The organism is Thermogutta sp., assembly GCF_039793925.1.
Taxonomy (GTDB): Bacteria; Planctomycetota; Planctomycetia; order Pirellulales; family Thermoguttaceae; genus Thermogutta.
The window spans coordinates 1-15,250 of sequence record NZ_JBAMME010000370.1 but is presented as its reverse complement, the minus strand read 5'-3'; the positions used below and the strand labels follow the sequence as shown (position 1 = coordinate 15,250).

Annotated in this window: 10 protein-coding genes; 5 read left to right on the top strand and 5 right to left on the bottom strand. The window is 55.5% G+C overall.

The window, feature by feature from the left end:
- Positions 1-62 precede the first annotated feature (62 nt).
- The 3 genes from ABJK56_RS19910 (at position 63) to ABJK56_RS19900 (ending at position 6,323) form a co-directional block, all read left to right on the top strand.
- Entirely contained in the window at positions 63-908 is an 846-nt protein-coding gene (locus ABJK56_RS19910; protein WP_347246439.1) for a purine-nucleoside phosphorylase, read from the top strand.
- Between the two features lie 180 nt (positions 909-1,088).
- Complete coding sequence (gene ileS, locus ABJK56_RS19905; RefSeq protein ID WP_347246438.1) at positions 1,089-4,517, top strand: isoleucine--tRNA ligase; 3,429 nt, start codon at positions 1,089-1,091, stop codon at positions 4,515-4,517.
- A gap of 234 nt (positions 4,518-4,751) precedes the next feature.
- Positions 4,752-6,323 carry a hypothetical protein gene (locus ABJK56_RS19900; protein ID WP_347246437.1) on the top strand — a complete coding sequence of 524 codons (1,572 nt, stop codon included), beginning with the start codon at positions 4,752-4,754 and terminating at the stop codon, positions 6,321-6,323.
- 9 nt (positions 6,324-6,332) lie between these two features.
- On the opposite strand, the gene ABJK56_RS19895 is transcribed toward ABJK56_RS19900, so the two are convergent.
- A complete protein-coding gene (locus ABJK56_RS19895) occupies positions 6,333-7,730 on the bottom strand; it encodes a DUF4147 domain-containing protein (RefSeq protein WP_347246436.1) in 1,398 nt (465 codons plus the stop codon).
- Positions 7,731-7,990: 260 nt separating this feature from the next.
- Here ABJK56_RS19895 and ABJK56_RS19890 point away from each other — a divergent pair, with 260 nt between their 5' ends.
- A complete protein-coding gene (locus ABJK56_RS19890) occupies positions 7,991-9,439 on the top strand; it encodes a DUF4832 domain-containing protein (RefSeq protein ID WP_347246435.1) in 1,449 nt (482 codons plus the stop codon).
- A 15-nt stretch (positions 9,440-9,454) separates the two neighbouring features.
- On the opposite strand, the gene ABJK56_RS19885 is transcribed toward ABJK56_RS19890, so the two are convergent.
- The 4 genes from ABJK56_RS19885 to ABJK56_RS19870 form a co-directional block, all read right to left on the bottom strand.
- On the bottom strand, positions 9,455-10,618 hold the full coding sequence (locus ABJK56_RS19885; protein WP_347246434.1) for a cysteine desulfurase family protein: 1,164 nt from the start codon (positions 10,616-10,618) through the stop codon (positions 9,455-9,457).
- Positions 10,619-10,765: 147 nt separating this feature from the next.
- Positions 10,766-12,361 (bottom strand): sulfatase-like hydrolase/transferase, encoded by a 1,596-nt coding sequence (locus tag ABJK56_RS19880; protein ID WP_347246433.1) that lies wholly within the window; start codon positions 12,359-12,361, stop codon positions 10,766-10,768.
- Between the two features lie 49 nt (positions 12,362-12,410).
- Positions 12,411-13,853 (bottom strand): class I SAM-dependent methyltransferase, encoded by a 1,443-nt coding sequence (locus ABJK56_RS19875; protein ID WP_347246432.1) that lies wholly within the window; start codon positions 13,851-13,853, stop codon positions 12,411-12,413.
- A gap of 67 nt (positions 13,854-13,920) precedes the next feature.
- On the bottom strand, positions 13,921-14,142 hold the full coding sequence (locus ABJK56_RS19870) for a hypothetical protein (RefSeq protein ID WP_347246431.1): 222 nt from the start codon (positions 14,140-14,142) through the stop codon (positions 13,921-13,923).
- Between the two features lie 391 nt (positions 14,143-14,533).
- On the opposite strand from ABJK56_RS19870, the gene ABJK56_RS19865 reads away from it, so the two are divergent.
- Positions 14,534-15,082, top strand: coding sequence for an EF-hand domain-containing protein (locus tag ABJK56_RS19865; protein ID WP_347246430.1), 549 nt, complete (start codon positions 14,534-14,536; stop codon positions 15,080-15,082).
- Positions 15,083-15,250: the final 168 nt, after the last annotated feature.

Genomic DNA, 15,250 nt, shown 5'->3' with positions numbered 1-15,250 from the left:
GAGTGTAGCGGGATTGGCAAGAGTGAAGAACTTCTCGAATTCGGAGTGGCTTCGGCGCAGCGATGACATCAGTACTGGTGCAACAAATTCACGAGGCGGTGGCAGCGGTTCGCACCCGGTGGTCAAGGCAGGCCCATGCGGGGATCATTTTGGGAACAGGATTGGGAAGCCTGGCCGCTGAAATCCAGCAGGAGGCCGTTATTCTCTACGAGGAAATCCCCCACTTTCCCCGCTCCACAACGATCGGTCACACCGGACAGCTCGTTTGTGGTACGCTGGAAGGCGTCCCCGTCGTTGCCATGGAGGGACGATTCCACGTCTACGAGGGATATACGTATCAGCAAGTTACCTTTCCCGTCCGTGTGATGCGGGCCTTGGGTGCTGGGCTGCTCATCGTTTCAAATGCCTGCGGTGGAATGAATCCCCATTACAGAAAGGGTGATATTGTCGTCATCGACGATCACATCAACCTGATGAATGGGAATCCCCTTATCGGGCCCAACGACGACTCGCTGGGACCACGATTTCCGGACATGTCGCGGCCGTACGATCCCGTCCTCATTGACCGAGCCCTGGCCATCGCACGGAGAGAAGATTTTGTGGCCCACCGGGGTGTCTATGTTGCAGTAACCGGCCCCAATTTGGAAACACGGGCGGAATACCGTTTCCTGCGGGGAATTGGTGCTGATGTTGTCGGAATGTCCACCGTGCCCGAAGTGATTGTGGCTGTTCATGCGGGAATGCGAGTGCTCGGGTTGTCAGTGGTCACGGACATGTGTTTGCCTGATGCCCTCGAGCCTGCCGTGGTGGAGGACATCCTCCGTGTGGCAGCCGAGGCAGAACCCAAGTTGCGAAAAATCGTTTTGGGAATTCTCCGAGAGGAGGCCCGGCAACTTGGAATACTTTGATGACATTTCGCCCGGGCAGCTTTTAGCGGGAGTGTGGGCTAGCGAATGGCGGTGGGTTGCTGTGTTTCGGTCGTTGGAAAGTTCTGGGGGCTTGGTGCTTTCACTGGGGAGTTCTCGTAGTGCCATCCCGAACGGAGATGTCCCCCAGAATCTTGTGCGATAGGATCGAGAGTTAATCCTATGTTTGGGCCAGTCGAGCGCAATCCGTCGTTTCCTGCTATCGAAGAGAAAATTATTCAGTTCTGGAAGCAGAACAAGATCTACGAGCAGTCGCTGGAAATGCGGCGCGGCGGCCCGCGATTTGTGTTTTATGAAGGTCCCCCTACAGCCAATGGGTTGCCCCATCCGGGTCACTGCCTCACCCGCGCCATCAAAGATCTTTTTCCTCGCTATAAGACGATGCGGGGATTCTACTGCGAGCGCCGAGCCGGGTGGGATACGCACGGCCTCCCCGTCGAAGTAGAGGTGTGCAAGGAGTTAGGCATCCACTCCAAACGCGATATTGAAGCCTTCGGCGTCGAACCGTTTATCCGCCGGTGTCTGGAAAGCGTATTCCGCTACACGCGCGAATGGGAGCAACTGACGGAACGCCTGGGATTCTGGATCCATCTCGAAGATGCTTACGTCACGTATCACCAGAGTTACGTGGAAAGCGTCTGGTGGGCGTTGAAAAAATTATTTGAGAAAGGTCTCCTCTACCAGGGTTACAAAATTGTGTGGTGGTGGGCCCAGGGAGGCACGGCTCTCTCCGCTGCCGAGGTAGGGCAGGGATACAGGTCGGTGGCCGATCCCAGCGTGTACGTTCGGTTTCCCCTCCTCGACGAGCCGGATGTGGACTTGCTTGTGTGGACCACCACGCCCTGGACCTTGCCCAGCAACCAATTCGCTGCGGTCAAACCCGACCTCGAGTATTCGTATGTCCAGTTTGAGGGCGAGGATAGGAAACTGATCATTGCGACCGCGCTTGTGGACACGATTGCTAAAAAAGTTAGTAAAAAGGCCACGATTGCGAAGACAGTTTTGGGCAGTCAGTTGATCGGTCGCCGGTATCGGCCCCCGTACGATTACTACCACAAAAAAGACGGAGAACGTGTCGGGCGTCTCAAAAATGGGGGACGCGAGTATGTGGCATGGCGTGTGGTCGGGGCCGACTTCGTGACGATCGACACCGGCACGGGAGTCGTCCATCAGGCTCCCGCATTTGGCGAAGTGGACTACGAGGTGCTCCTCCGGGAACAGGAACGATTTGTTGAGGGGGAAGGCCCGCAGCTCATCTGCGCCGTGGCGCCGGATGGGACATTCACTGAGGAAGCACCGGATTACCAGGGACGCTGGGTCAAGGACTGCGATCGCGACATCATCCGAGATCTGCGCAACAGGGGACTTCTCTTCCATTTCGAGCAGTACGTCCACGAGTATCCGTTCTGCTGGCGTGCGGAAGAGGATCCTCTCATCCAGTATCCTCGCAAGAGCTGGTTTATCCGAACTACAGCGTTCAAGGAAAAAATGCTCGAAAACAATCGCCGGATCGGCTGGCATCCGGAAAATATCCGAGACGGGCGATTCGGCAATTTTTTGGAGAGCAACGTGGATTGGGCGCTGTCGCGGGAGCGGTTCTGGGGTACCCCACTTCCCATCTGGGTCTGTGAGAAAACCGGCTACATGGAAGCAATCGGTTCCTACGCCGAGCTTTTGGCGAAGCCGGGAGTAACCGGGATGGAAGTTTGGGAAGCGGCCAAGAAAGCGGATCCCTCGCTCTCGGAGCATCTTAAAGTTCACAAGCCGTACATTGATGCGATCGTTTATGACTCTCCGGTTTGCCCCGGTGCCAAAATGCGGCGTGTGCCCGACGTGATTGATTGCTGGTTTGACTCGGGCGCCATGCCGTTTGCTCAATGGGGATATCCACACCTGCCGGGTTCACGGGAGAAGTTGGCCGAACAATTCCCGGCCGATTTTATCAGTGAAGCAATCGACCAGACCCGAGGCTGGTTTTACAGCCTGCTGGCGATCAGCACCTTACTCTTCAGCCCGGAAAAGGACACGCCGCCGGATGATCCGCGTCGCTTCCTGGAGGTAGAAACTCCTCACATCGCGTTTCCCCATCCCTATCGGCACTGTGTGGTGCTGGGATTGATGCTTGGTGAAGACGGGCAGAAAATGTCCAAGAGCAAGCGGAATTATCGAGAGCCGCAGGAGATCTTTGATCGCTACGGCGCTGACGCCTTGCGCTGGTACTTTTTTTCCAATCAGGCGCCCTGGACTTCCATCCGGTACAGCGAACAGGCCATTCGCGAGAGTATTCCGGAATTTCTGCTGCGCCTTTGGAACGTTTACAGTTTCTTCGTGATTTATGCGCGGATTGACGGCTGGAATCCCGCCGAGCTCCTCGTCGGGGATGCTCGCAATTTGGAACACGAAGTGCTGTCGCAAGCTGAGGGATATCGACCGATTAAAGAGCGTGCCGAGCTGGACCGCTGGGTGCTCAGCGAGCTGTACCGTACCGTGCGGCTCGTTTGTCAGTTCATGGATGAATATGACAATTTCGCAGCCTGCCAGCGAATCACCGAGTTTGTGGATGCCCTTTCCAATTGGTATGTGCGGCGCAGTCGGGCACGCTTCTGGTCAGGTAAAAAAGATCAGGACAAGCTCGACGCCTACTGGACCTTGTATGAGTGTCTGGTCACTCTGGTCCGTTTGATTGCACCCTTTGTGCCGTTTCTGGCGGAAGAACTCTGGCAGAATCTCGCCGTGGCGGTCTTTGGCGATCGCGTTCGGCGAAGCGTTCATCTGTGCGATTATCCGGGCGAGTATCCGGAACTTGTTGACGAAGAATTGTGCGGCCTGATGGGAGCTGTTCGCGAAATTGTGTCGCTGGGTCGCGCTGCCCGCATGAACGTCAAGTTAAAGGTGCGCCAACCTCTTGCCAAAGTGGAGATTGTGGTGGCAGATCGCGGTCAGTCGGCGTGGCTTCAAGCCCACAGCGAACTGATCGCCGAAGAACTTAACGTTAAGAAGGTGGAATGGCGGGACCGGGCAGATGAGTATGTCTCATATACCGTTTTGCCCGACTTCAAACGATTGGGTCCTCGTCTGGGGAAACTGCTTCCCGCGGTTAAGGAATGGCTGAGCCGGGCGGACGGTGGTGCCCTCTTACGGGAGCTCGAAGAACAGGGTAGGGTAAAAGTACCACTGGCCGACGAGGAAATTGTTCTCGATAAGGAGGATATCCAAATCCGCTTAAACGCCAAACCTGGTTGGACGGCCGCCCAGGGGAAAGTCGGGGTGGTGGTCATTTCCACGGAATTGACGCCGGAGCTGATCGCCGAAGGTCTCGCGCGTGATTTTGTTCATGCCGTGCAGAACCAACGTAAGGAGTTAGACTGCGATTTCACGGACCGGATCGAACTGGGTGTGGTGGCGGACGATAAAGAAGTTCGGCAAGCATTGCTGACCCACAAAGACTGGATCATGAGCGAAACTCTCGCCATCCGGTTTGATTTTGGGCCGTTACCGGATGCAAATCCAACCGAGATGAAACTCGGCAACGCGTCGCTCAGGGTTTATCTGAAAAGGGTGCCCGGTGAAACCGCTGGGAATTCTCGATAGTTGGCGCGCCTGCGAATGCGAAGCCGTTCACCAGATGTTGTTTTAGGGTCACGTTAACAATGGGTTTTCGTTGACGTGTGACCTTCCATCTCGACTTCGTTTCTGCATTACGGGCATGCGGGCAGACCGTGCGCTTTCCACAAAAAATTGCTCTTGCACCCTATTTCAAGAGTGAATAAAACCAAGCAACTCCTCTCAATGCCGCTGCGGCCCGAAATCGGTGGGAGAAGCAGGATGGGAAAAATAGATAAAGCTCCTGAACAAGAAAATCGCGAGCATCCAGATCGTGACGCTCTTTCCGGGGAGGGGCTCGACTCTTCAGAACAATTCCTGGAAGAGCCGATTACATCGCGATTTTCGTTCGAAATCCGCGTGGGTTTGGTAATCCTGGGGGTTCTGGGATTCGTTTTGGCTGCTGTTGTGGCCTATCGATTGATGACCCTGCGCCCGAGCGAGACGGCAAAGGCATCCGGCGACCAGTCTCCTGTTGCTAGTACGGAGAAAAATACGGGGGGAGCCGTTCAGGTACCGAATGGTGCAGGCGAGCAACCCGAGCAGCCGTTGCATAGTTTTCCTCGCGGGGAACCGAACGGTTCTGGTGGGGGGCCGGTGAGCGGAATCAAAGCACCGCCTCAACCAGGCACGACTGCGGAAGGCTCAATACCCACGGGTGCGGCTTCCCAGCAGAACGATCGCAATAGATCCATTGATGCGAACGGGCCATCCCGCGTGTCTAACTCAGAGACTGTGTGGCCGGTCGTGCCACCGCTGAATCTAGACAACACCCCGGTCAATCTTGGTAACGGCCCAGCCCCACGTGACGCATCAGAGTCGCCACCCCTCGGCGCACCGTTGGGAAGTGCGTCGCACAATTCGGGCTACTACGCACTAGAGCCGAACCAGCCCGTGGCCACAGAACAACCACAGGCAGTACCGTCTCTACCCTTCGGACAACCAGACAGCACTCCTCTCAACGCGACCAACAAGGGGTCTGGTTTGACCAATCAAGGATTCACGGCGGGTTGGAATCCGAGCGAACCGGATCAGAATTCGCAGCCCATGGGTAATGATCCGATCCCGCCAGCCAATCCGTCGACTTTGAGCGGTATCGGCAGTCCCGTCCGCGATGGTGGTGGGCAGTCGGTACCGGCTGCAAATTCACTGGATTCCACTCCTATCAGTTCTGGTAGCGCAGCGTTTGGCACGCAGTCGCAATCGGTGCCCGGCACTATCCCCGGTGATTTCTTTGCCGGGGCGCCACCACTTAGCAACCAACGGGCCCCAGGCATTCCCTTCAGGTCCCCCGAAGCGAGCAGTCCAGGCCAGCAACAATCGCAAGGGCCCGTCAGCCCAACTCTGCCTTTCGGGGGCCAAAGCGAACAACACGGAGTAGGGCTGATTCCCGCGCGGTCTTCCCAATTGCCCTTGGCAGGTACAGAAACACCGGCTACGGCTTCCAGCAGCTCACAGCCCACCGTACCGCCCGCCTGGTCAGGCGCGCCGACGTCGGCTGCTTTATCAGGCATGCCCTACAGTCCACCGCTCGTTGCAGATCGTAATAACTTGACTCCGCCTTTTTCCGAGAATTCTACTGTGAGTCGGCGAGCCTACACGGTGCAGGAAGGAGAAACGCTCTTTGATATCGCCCGAGAGCAGCTCGGAAAAGCCTCACGCTGGGTGGAAATCTATCAATTAAACCGCGACCGACTCGGCGACAAGCTTGAACACTTCCGTCCCGGCATCACACTGCTCCTTCCTGAGGCCGCGGTCTCGTCTCAGGCTGCGGGGAACGTTCTTCGGCAATAGAACGGAACGTCAGTGCGCACCTTGAGGGGGCTGGCAGGGGTGGGTCAAAACGATTCGAACATCACAGACATTCGTATGTGTGGGGCCTGTCCGCAACAGAGATCCGAGGGGCTCAAAAAAATGATAAGCGTCATTGCGATAGAGAAAATCTGAAGGCGAAAATCCCAGTTCTTTCGCCTGCTCGATCACAGCACGGTCGACGAAAGCCCCTGCAGCATCTGTGGGACCATCTTCACCATCGGTCCCTGCCGAAAGAATGATTACCTCCGGGGGCATTGTTTCCCAAAGGAATTCGGCGGCTGCCAAAACGAGTTGTTGATTACGGCCTCCCAAGCCTCTGATCTCTGGCGGGGCGAGCCGGACGACGGGTTCGCCTCCGCTGATTCGACAGCGAGGATCGGGTGAGGCAACCATTTGCAGAGCGGTTTTCGCCAATTCCCGCCCAATGTCTTCCGCAAAGCCTTCCGGTTCCCGGGCGCTTTCAGCCTCCACCTGATATCCCAGTTCGCGCGCCCTGGCTGCTGCCGCATCTACAGCCGTGCGATTATTCCCAATCACAAAGTTGAAAAATTGACACTGCGGCCCCACACGTTCTCCACGATTCGCCATCTTCCTTTCCAGGACTCGAAAAATCTCTTGGGGCAGTCCAGCTTCACGGCCACCGTATTTGTTGAGAGTTTCCAGCGCGTCCTCCGGCGTGGATGTGTCTGGAACAGTTGGACCGGAAGCAATGACATCCAGCGGATCACCCAGAACGTCCGAGATGATGAGCGAAACCAACCAACCGGCACGGCAATATCGTAAAAGACCGCCGCCCTTGATCCGACTGAGCTGTTTTCGCACCGTGTTGAGTTCGGTAATGTTGGCGCCTGCTGCACTGAGAAATCGTGTTACCGCTTGCTTGTCCTCCAGCGTAATGCCTGCGATAGGAGCTGGGAGCAGCGCGGATCCTCCCCCAGAAAGCAAACAGATACAAAGATCGCTCGGTTCAGCATCCTGTACCAGCTCCAGAATTTGCTCGGTACCATAAACAGCTTCGGGTGTCGGCTCGTTACAACCGGCGGGACGGGCCCCGTGGAGGTGAATCCAACGCGTCGGCTGAACACAGTCTTTGGGGACATTGACCCACCCGGTCAATTGTTTGTCCCGTGCCACTTGCTCCGGAATCACTTTCTCCAAACCGGCAACCATTCCAGATCCCGCCTTCCCCGCCCCCACGACCACAATCTTGCGAACGCTGCCCAGGTCCAGCGTCAATTCGGTAGGATCTCCAAATTCAAGCCGGTCCTGCGTGGCCCGGACCCATCGCTGGACGAGAGTATCCGCCTGCACTGCCTTCAGTCCCGCCATCCAGATTTCGATGGCGTGTTCCCGAGCAAGTTGATTGACGTCGTCACGGTCAGCCATGTTGCGAAACTTTCGTTGTCCCTGCGGGCATAGTTTCCGAGTATGGAGAGCGGTGATTCCGCGTTCTAATCACATCCTGGCCATTGTCGAGTTTATAACACATTCGCGATACCGCCAAAAAGGGGTGTGCCTCTGCCTGTTCGTTGTACGTGTACCGTGCGAGCAAGGACTTTGTTACAATCGGAGCAACGCAGTATAAAACATTCACGGCCTGCCTGTGCGACATGCCATCTGGGAGCCCCATGCCAGCGAGGTAATCTATGAAGGCCACGTGGTTGATTTCGACCAATCTAGCTGTGTTAACGTTGGTCAGCAGTTTCGTTCTGGCGGAGGAACCGGGATGGGTAACCGTTCGGCCGGTGGAAATTGAGGACATTCTTGCCAACCCAGGAATGGGTTGGGAAACGTTTCATCGCACCGCCGCCAACGATCGCAATCTCCCGGACTGGATTCCCTCGACTGTGCAGTACCTTCGATGGGGCTGGGGAGAGCTCGAGCCAGAACCTGGGCGACTCAACATCGAGCTTATCGACAAAGTTCTCGCTGAATCCAGATCCGCTGGTCAAAAACTGGCCTTTCGCGTAATGTGTTGCTCCACGACTCGCGGACGGCCCTACCATCCACGCTGGCTTCGCGATATTGGGGGGCGGGTTATCGTTACGCGTTATGGAGATGTTCAAGGGTTGGAAGTCCCTGATTTGGATGATCCCATCACTCTTAAGGCCCATCTGGATTTTATCCGCCGGCTGGCGGCAAAGTATGACGGCCATCCGGATCTGGACCATATCGATCTCGGATCGGTGGGTTGGTGGGGAGAGTGGCACATGAGTAGGTCCGAGCCTGCCCGCATGCCGCTCCCCGAGAATCAACGAAAAATCATTGATACGTACCTGGAGTCCTTTAGAAAGACACCACTTCTGATGCTCATCGATGGTCCCGAGATGCTTCACTATGCGACAAGCCGCGGGACTGGTTGGCGAGCGGATTGCCTGGGCGACATGGGTGGCTTTTCACGAAATTGGTGCCATATGCGCAACGCTTATCCCAGTACCTTGAACGAAGCGCAGGCCCTTGAAGTTTGGAAAACGGCCCCCGTGGCCTGGGAAACTTGCTGGGATATTCGCAAATGGGTCCAAGAAGGCTGGTCTTTGCGATACATCTTCAACTACGCCTTGGCTCTCCATGGCTCCTATTTCAACAACAAGTCAGCTCCGTTACCTCCGGGTGACGAAGTGCGTGAGGAGGTGACTCGTTTTCTCCGGCGGTTGGGCTACCGGCTGGTTATTCGAGAGGTACGACATCCGGCCATTGCTCGAGCTGGAGAGAATATGCCTGTGACAATGGTCTGGCAGAACGTCGGTGCAGCGCCCTGCTACCGGCCGTACAGGATAGCTGTTCGACTGACGGGCCCTTCAGGAAAGACGTTCATCCATGTCAGTGAGAGGACGGTCCGAGAGATCCTCCCGGGAGAGGTCGAGGTCTTCACGGAAAGCTTCATGCAAAATCCCCCCGATTTGCCGCCAGGAAAGCCGGTCACGATCGAAGAAATAGTTCCAATCGAGCGCACGCTGGAGCCCGGCGAGTATTCGTTGGCCATTGGCGTCGTGGAAAGTCTGGAGAGTCACACCCCGGTGGTCCAGCTTGCTATTTCTGGAAGGGCCGCGGACGGTTGGTATCCTTTGTCCCGCCTTCGCATCATCCGCCAGTGAAACACGGCCGGCCCTTCACCGCAAAACATGTTTTCGTAACTGTTGGGACACCCGCGCAATCGTATGGGCAGCAGTCCGCAGTTCTTCCGCTGTGGTCTTGGGACCGAAGCTGATTCGCAGGGAGCTTTTCACGATTTCCCTGGGAGCGCCGAGCGCAAGAAGGCTGGGGGAAGGCTCTGGGGATCCGCTCGAGCAGGCCGAGCCAATCGAGCAACAGACTCCTTCCAGGTCCAGCGCGGTGAAGAGGATCTGATTGTCGATACCAGGAATGGCCAGATTCACCGTCTGAGGCAACCTTGGTGCTGTCTCCCCGTGGATGATGAGATCGGGAATCAGCGCTTTGAGTGTTTGTTCGAATTCCTGCTGAAGAGCCCTCATTCTCGCGATATTGTCTTCCAGTTCCGCGAGGGCCAGGGCAAGAGCTGTTTCCATTCCCACGGCCAGGGCCACACTTTCCGTGCCGGGACGCAACCCCTCCTGCTGTTCGCCCCCGTACAAAATCGGCCGTAGCGGTGTCCCTCGTTTGACAATGAGAGCACCAATTCCCAGTGGCCCACCAAACTTGTGCGGCGTCACAGTCATGGCGTCGGCATCAAATTGCCGAAAAGAAACAGGCATCTTGCCAACGGCTTGTACGGCGTCGGTATGGAAAGGCACTCCATGGCTGTGACAGATTGCCGCGATTTCGGCAACCGGCTGCACCACCCCCGTTTCGTGATTTGCGGTGGTTACGCTGACCAGCGCCACCTGGGGAGAAATCCACCGCCGGAGTGATTCGAGGTTGACAACTCCGTTCGGGTGGACATCGAGGGTGTCTAAGCGCCACCCCCAATCGACCAGCGTCTCAGCGGCCCGCAACACACTGGGATGCTCAATCGAGGAGATGATGATTCGCCCAGGCATTCCTTCGGTCCGCGCCAGAGCGATACCCAGGATGGCCAGATTATTGGCCTCTGTTCCGCCGCTTGTGAAGATCAGGCGATCGCCCTCGCGGGTCGGCTCAGCACCGAGCAGGGCGAGGATGTGGTCCCGGGCTTCTTCTAGGCGTTTTCTGGCTGCTCGACCAAACTGATGCTGGCTCGCCGGATTACCAGGGACGTTTTCCCAGACATGGACCATTGCCTCGACGACCTCACGGCGGATCGGGGCCGTCGCATTGTAATCCAAGTAAATAGCCATAGCCCGGTGACCTTGATACCATGCGAAAGATTCATGATGTACCAATATCCGTTTTATCGCATTTTACGGATGATTGGCTGCTTTTGAAATGAGACGGTGTGAGACGAGACGTGCTCACTCATTGCCAAGTCGCCATTCCTGACATACTCACTGTGGATCGGCTGTGATTTGCGCGAATAAGGCTGTCAGACGGACCAGTGGGAACGGATCAATGCAATCTACCCGGCTTTTCTGGTGGGGGCGCTTGATGAAAAGGGGCACGTGACGGTGATCGGGATCAGCGTCGCGAAATTGGGGGTCCGGGTCTCTCCGCCAACCGTGATCGGACGTCATGACGATAAATGCCTCGTCGAAGAGATTCTTGTGTCGAAGGCGATCACAGATCTCACCAATAACCGTGTCCAGACGCAAAAGATGGCGGCGGTACTGGTCAGGAGTTCCGAATGTACGGTCCTGCTTCGGACTATAAGGTCCCACAAATTCACCCTGTGGATCAAGGACGAACGGGCCGTGAGGAAGTGGCCAGTGAATAAAGAGGCACATTCCAGGACCAAGTTGATCAATGAGACGAAAGGCCTCATGGTGAAATTCTTGCGATAATCGAAACCAGTGCCTGCTGAAAAATGCGCTATCCCACCGCCGCCACATTAAACGGGAGAGGGGGTCCGTTAAAAACCGTAAATTATTGAGCAAGACCAAGCCGGTTTGAGTAATCACTGAATCACCCCTGGGATCATTGGAATAGCTGCGACATTGGATGCCGCGTCCTTCGAGGAGAATCTCATAAGGATGGTAAAAACCCAGGACGCGCACCTGATAGCCCGCCCGTAGTAAATCATCAAAAAGAGTCCGACACTCATTGACTCGCCTGTGACCTTGGGAAGTTCGCCAGAAGAGCTGTCCGTGATATGGCAACAGTTCCCCGTCGGATTCCTGGTAGATTAGGCGCGGTAGAGAAAAATAAGTAGCGGAACCGGGAGATTGAGCGTTGTGATGGACATCTGCCCGAGACGCAACGTCCGTTAAATGACTAAACTCCGGCCGGATTTGTCGGGTCTCGAAGGTTCGCTCGTAGGACCATTCATCGAAAACGAAAATGACAATGGGGGGGAGGTGAGGCAGCCCGGTCCTTTGTAAGGCGGTAGGATAAACCAGGGATGAATCTACCCGTTCTGCTGGGTTCCAAGACTTCCACGAAAGGACCTGTAATAGGAGGATCCAGGGCAGGGGACTTAGGATGAGACACAGAGCAACCGCTCGTTTCCATAGCCGTTGGAAAAACAGCAACACTAAGGCTGTAATAACGGCCCATGCTATCCAGAAAAACCAATCGTATTTGGCAGTAAACCCGACGCCGGCGAACATTGACGTTAAATCGGATAGAATTGCATCTGTCAGGAAGAGAGTAAAAATAAATTGAGCGGTTTTGCGAATTACACGACTACGAAGTATTCTGGTGGTAAACCAGCACAGGAAAATAAAAGCCGCGACGATTCCCACGGCGATAATCAGTGCTTGGCTATCTTGGGAGGACCAGAAGTAGTGATAGCGATTTTGTTCACTGGTCCATGAGCGAAGCTGTCCCAAATAGAACAGGCAACTCGCAGATGTTGAAATGGCAGCCGCGCGGAGCACCTGCACAAAAAAAAGACGGGAAGACGATGTGTAATCTTGAGGAGTCAACCCTTTTGCCAACGCACACCCGGCCGGTGCGTCTTTTGGCGGGACTGCTATCGCATTCATATGAGTATCACTATCTGTGATTTAACATTTAACTGAGTGTATTTGGTGTCTAGTCTTTTCGACGAAGCCAAAAAAGCATTCTTTCCGAGTCAGGCACCGGGAATTCTCGGACGATCGAGAATCGCTGGGAAAAGGTTCGACGGAACGCTGACAGCGTTATATGCTCGAAGGAGTCGCTGCGGAACTGCGTGAGCTTGCGGAACATGGGATCGGAAGGGGGAACAAACTCGAGAATAATGCCGCGAGAGGACAGATCAAAGAGAAGCCCTTCGATCCGTTCGAGAGAAAGGTTCCCGGTAACAATCAAATGATGGATCAAAGCAAGGGCAAGTACATAGTCAGCTCGAGCCCTTTCGAGGAAGGGTTGACGCTCCTTGTTATTGAGGCCGATGCCTGGAGAAGGATTGGTTATATCGAGAACGACAGGCCAGATCGCAGAACGGGTATTCCGCAAACGACGATAGAGCATTTCAATGGCATCATGATCCTGGTCTGCGGCGATGACACGGCTCCCAATTCCGGCGGCCAGCTCGCTATAAAGACCGGTATTGCAACCAAGGTCCAGGACCCAATTGGGTTTCTCGTGGAGCAAGATTGATCGGACGAACTCCCGTTTGGCCTGTTCGGCTCGGTCGGTGTAACTGCACGTACGCGTGTAATCCGTCCAAATACCCTTCGGATGGTATCCGCCAGCCAGCCGGAGAATTTTACGACGTAGTCGCCGTAGGTTCCAGAGCATGGGCTCTCGGTTAATAGAAATGCTAGAGCCGGGTGCCGACGAGGTATGAATCTTTGATTCTGAATATCGAGTGAGAAGCCAAGGCAGGGTGACATCCAGGAGCAAAGCAGGTCGCCACCGACCTAAACGTCCCATTGCCCGAACCATAAAAAGGGGGTCTCTCCCGTTTAAACTGGAGAGAAAATAGGATCGTAAATCCCAGTTTGTATATCGAGCCAATAAGAGAGGGTAAAGGAAGAGCCGCTGAAACTGTCCCAAGGCATACCAGACATCGAATCGGGATGGAACATCGAGGGAACCCAGATCAATGAACACCGGCCGGGTGCCCACGAACTGCACGTTGAAGGGTGTCGCATCCTTGAGGGAGAAACCCGCCTGAACAATTTCCATCTGCAGATCGAGTGTGAGCACTGCGGCGTCGGCCAGCATTGAGACCGACCATTCGTAGGGATATGTGATTAGCGGCAAAGGATCGTGTTCCACAAAGTGGTGCCATCCTGGGTTTTCGCGTTCCAGAATACCCTGAAGCTGTGGCTCTCGGACAAAGCGGCTGTCTACCACCCATTCCCGAGCGATCAATTTGGCGAGGATGCCGAGTTCTTCCGCCCGGCGCAGACGCGCGGCAAGTTCAGGGGCGATCGCGCGATAGACGTGACCTTCCCGGGTAAACACATATCCTTCAGGGTCGCGGAATGATGCCTCGACACGTCTGCTCAAAATGTCTCGTGTCAACGGGCATGCTTGGGCGGCCATGCGGAGCCTCCAGGATTACACCAGAATTCCTTTAAGGACGCGAACACCTGGGCGAAGAGCGGAACCGTTACGCGGCTTTGCGTTCCGGAACAGGGGAATCCGCCTCTGCGGCCTCGGACGGCATCTCGCCACGGGCTCGGCTTCTCTTCAGAACTCTCGTGACGGCAGAGAAGACAAAATCGCGAATTCGGCCGACGAAGGCGATTGCACCAATAACGGCAGCGATGAGGACCTGAAGAAGAATGGCCCCCGAACCGGGATCAATGTAAGCCAGAAGCATTTGTGCCATCGTTCGATTCCCTTGTGTCAGAAAACGATATGGCGGATCAACTACCGAACCGGGTAACCGTTGGCGGGAGGAGGACCAGCCGCCGTCTAAGGGGAGGGGGAGTTTACCAAAAGCTGTGGGCCGCCCGGAAGACGAATTTCAGCGGCCGGTATTGGAGAGAATAACATCGGGGAATGGTGTTATGTAGCTCTGAAGTGGTGCCGAACCCTGTCGGTGACGAAGCCCACTTTTGTGGTATTGAGGATCTGGACCCACGTGCGCGGGTCAACCGAAGCGCAATTCTTACCGATGAACCGGCCGGGGAGATCAAGTGTTTCGGAGGGTCAAGAGGCGCCGGACCCTGACCCCAGTCAGCGACGTTTGGCGAGTTCCTTAGGTTAGGGAGGTTCCTATGAAAGTTGCACGCGTAGTACTGGTTTTAGCGGTGTGCTTAATGATGTTCTCGGGTGCGGCCTGGGCCGAGCAGGGAAAGAAGGCGAAAAAGCCGGGAGCTGAGAGTAAGAAGCCCAAAGGTCCGCTCACGGTGGAAGAAATGTGGGCTCAGGTGGACACAAATAAGGACGGCACAGTGGAGCTCTCTGAGCTCGTGGCGTTGAAGCCACTCAAGGGCGACGAGGCACGGGCAAAGAAACTCCTGGAAGCCTGGGATGCCAATGGTGATGGCAAGGTGACCAAGGAGGAGTTCAAACAGTTCGTAGCCAAGCAGGAAGAGGCCCGCAAAAAACAGTTTTCCAAATTTGACACCAATGGTGATGGTGCTCTCAGTGTGGATGAACTGAAGGGCCTCAAACAGCTCGGTGGTGACGAGGCAAAAGCCAAAGCTTTGCTGGAACGGCTGGATGATAACAAGGACGGCAAGGTGACTGTGGAAGAGTTCGCGAAATTCCGCAATTTGCTTCAGACGCCGGCTCCCACCAAGGGTGCTCGAAAGCAAAAGTAGTCACCAACGTGCAGGGTGGTTAAGCTCGACTGTCCCCAGCGGGGATGGACAGGGCACATTCGGAGTGCGGGCCCTTCTCAATGAAGAAGGGCTTTTTTTGTGCCTCTAACGTCAAACGCCTGACGCTGGAACCACTTCAACTCCCGACCACCGGGTTCAGAGGGAGTT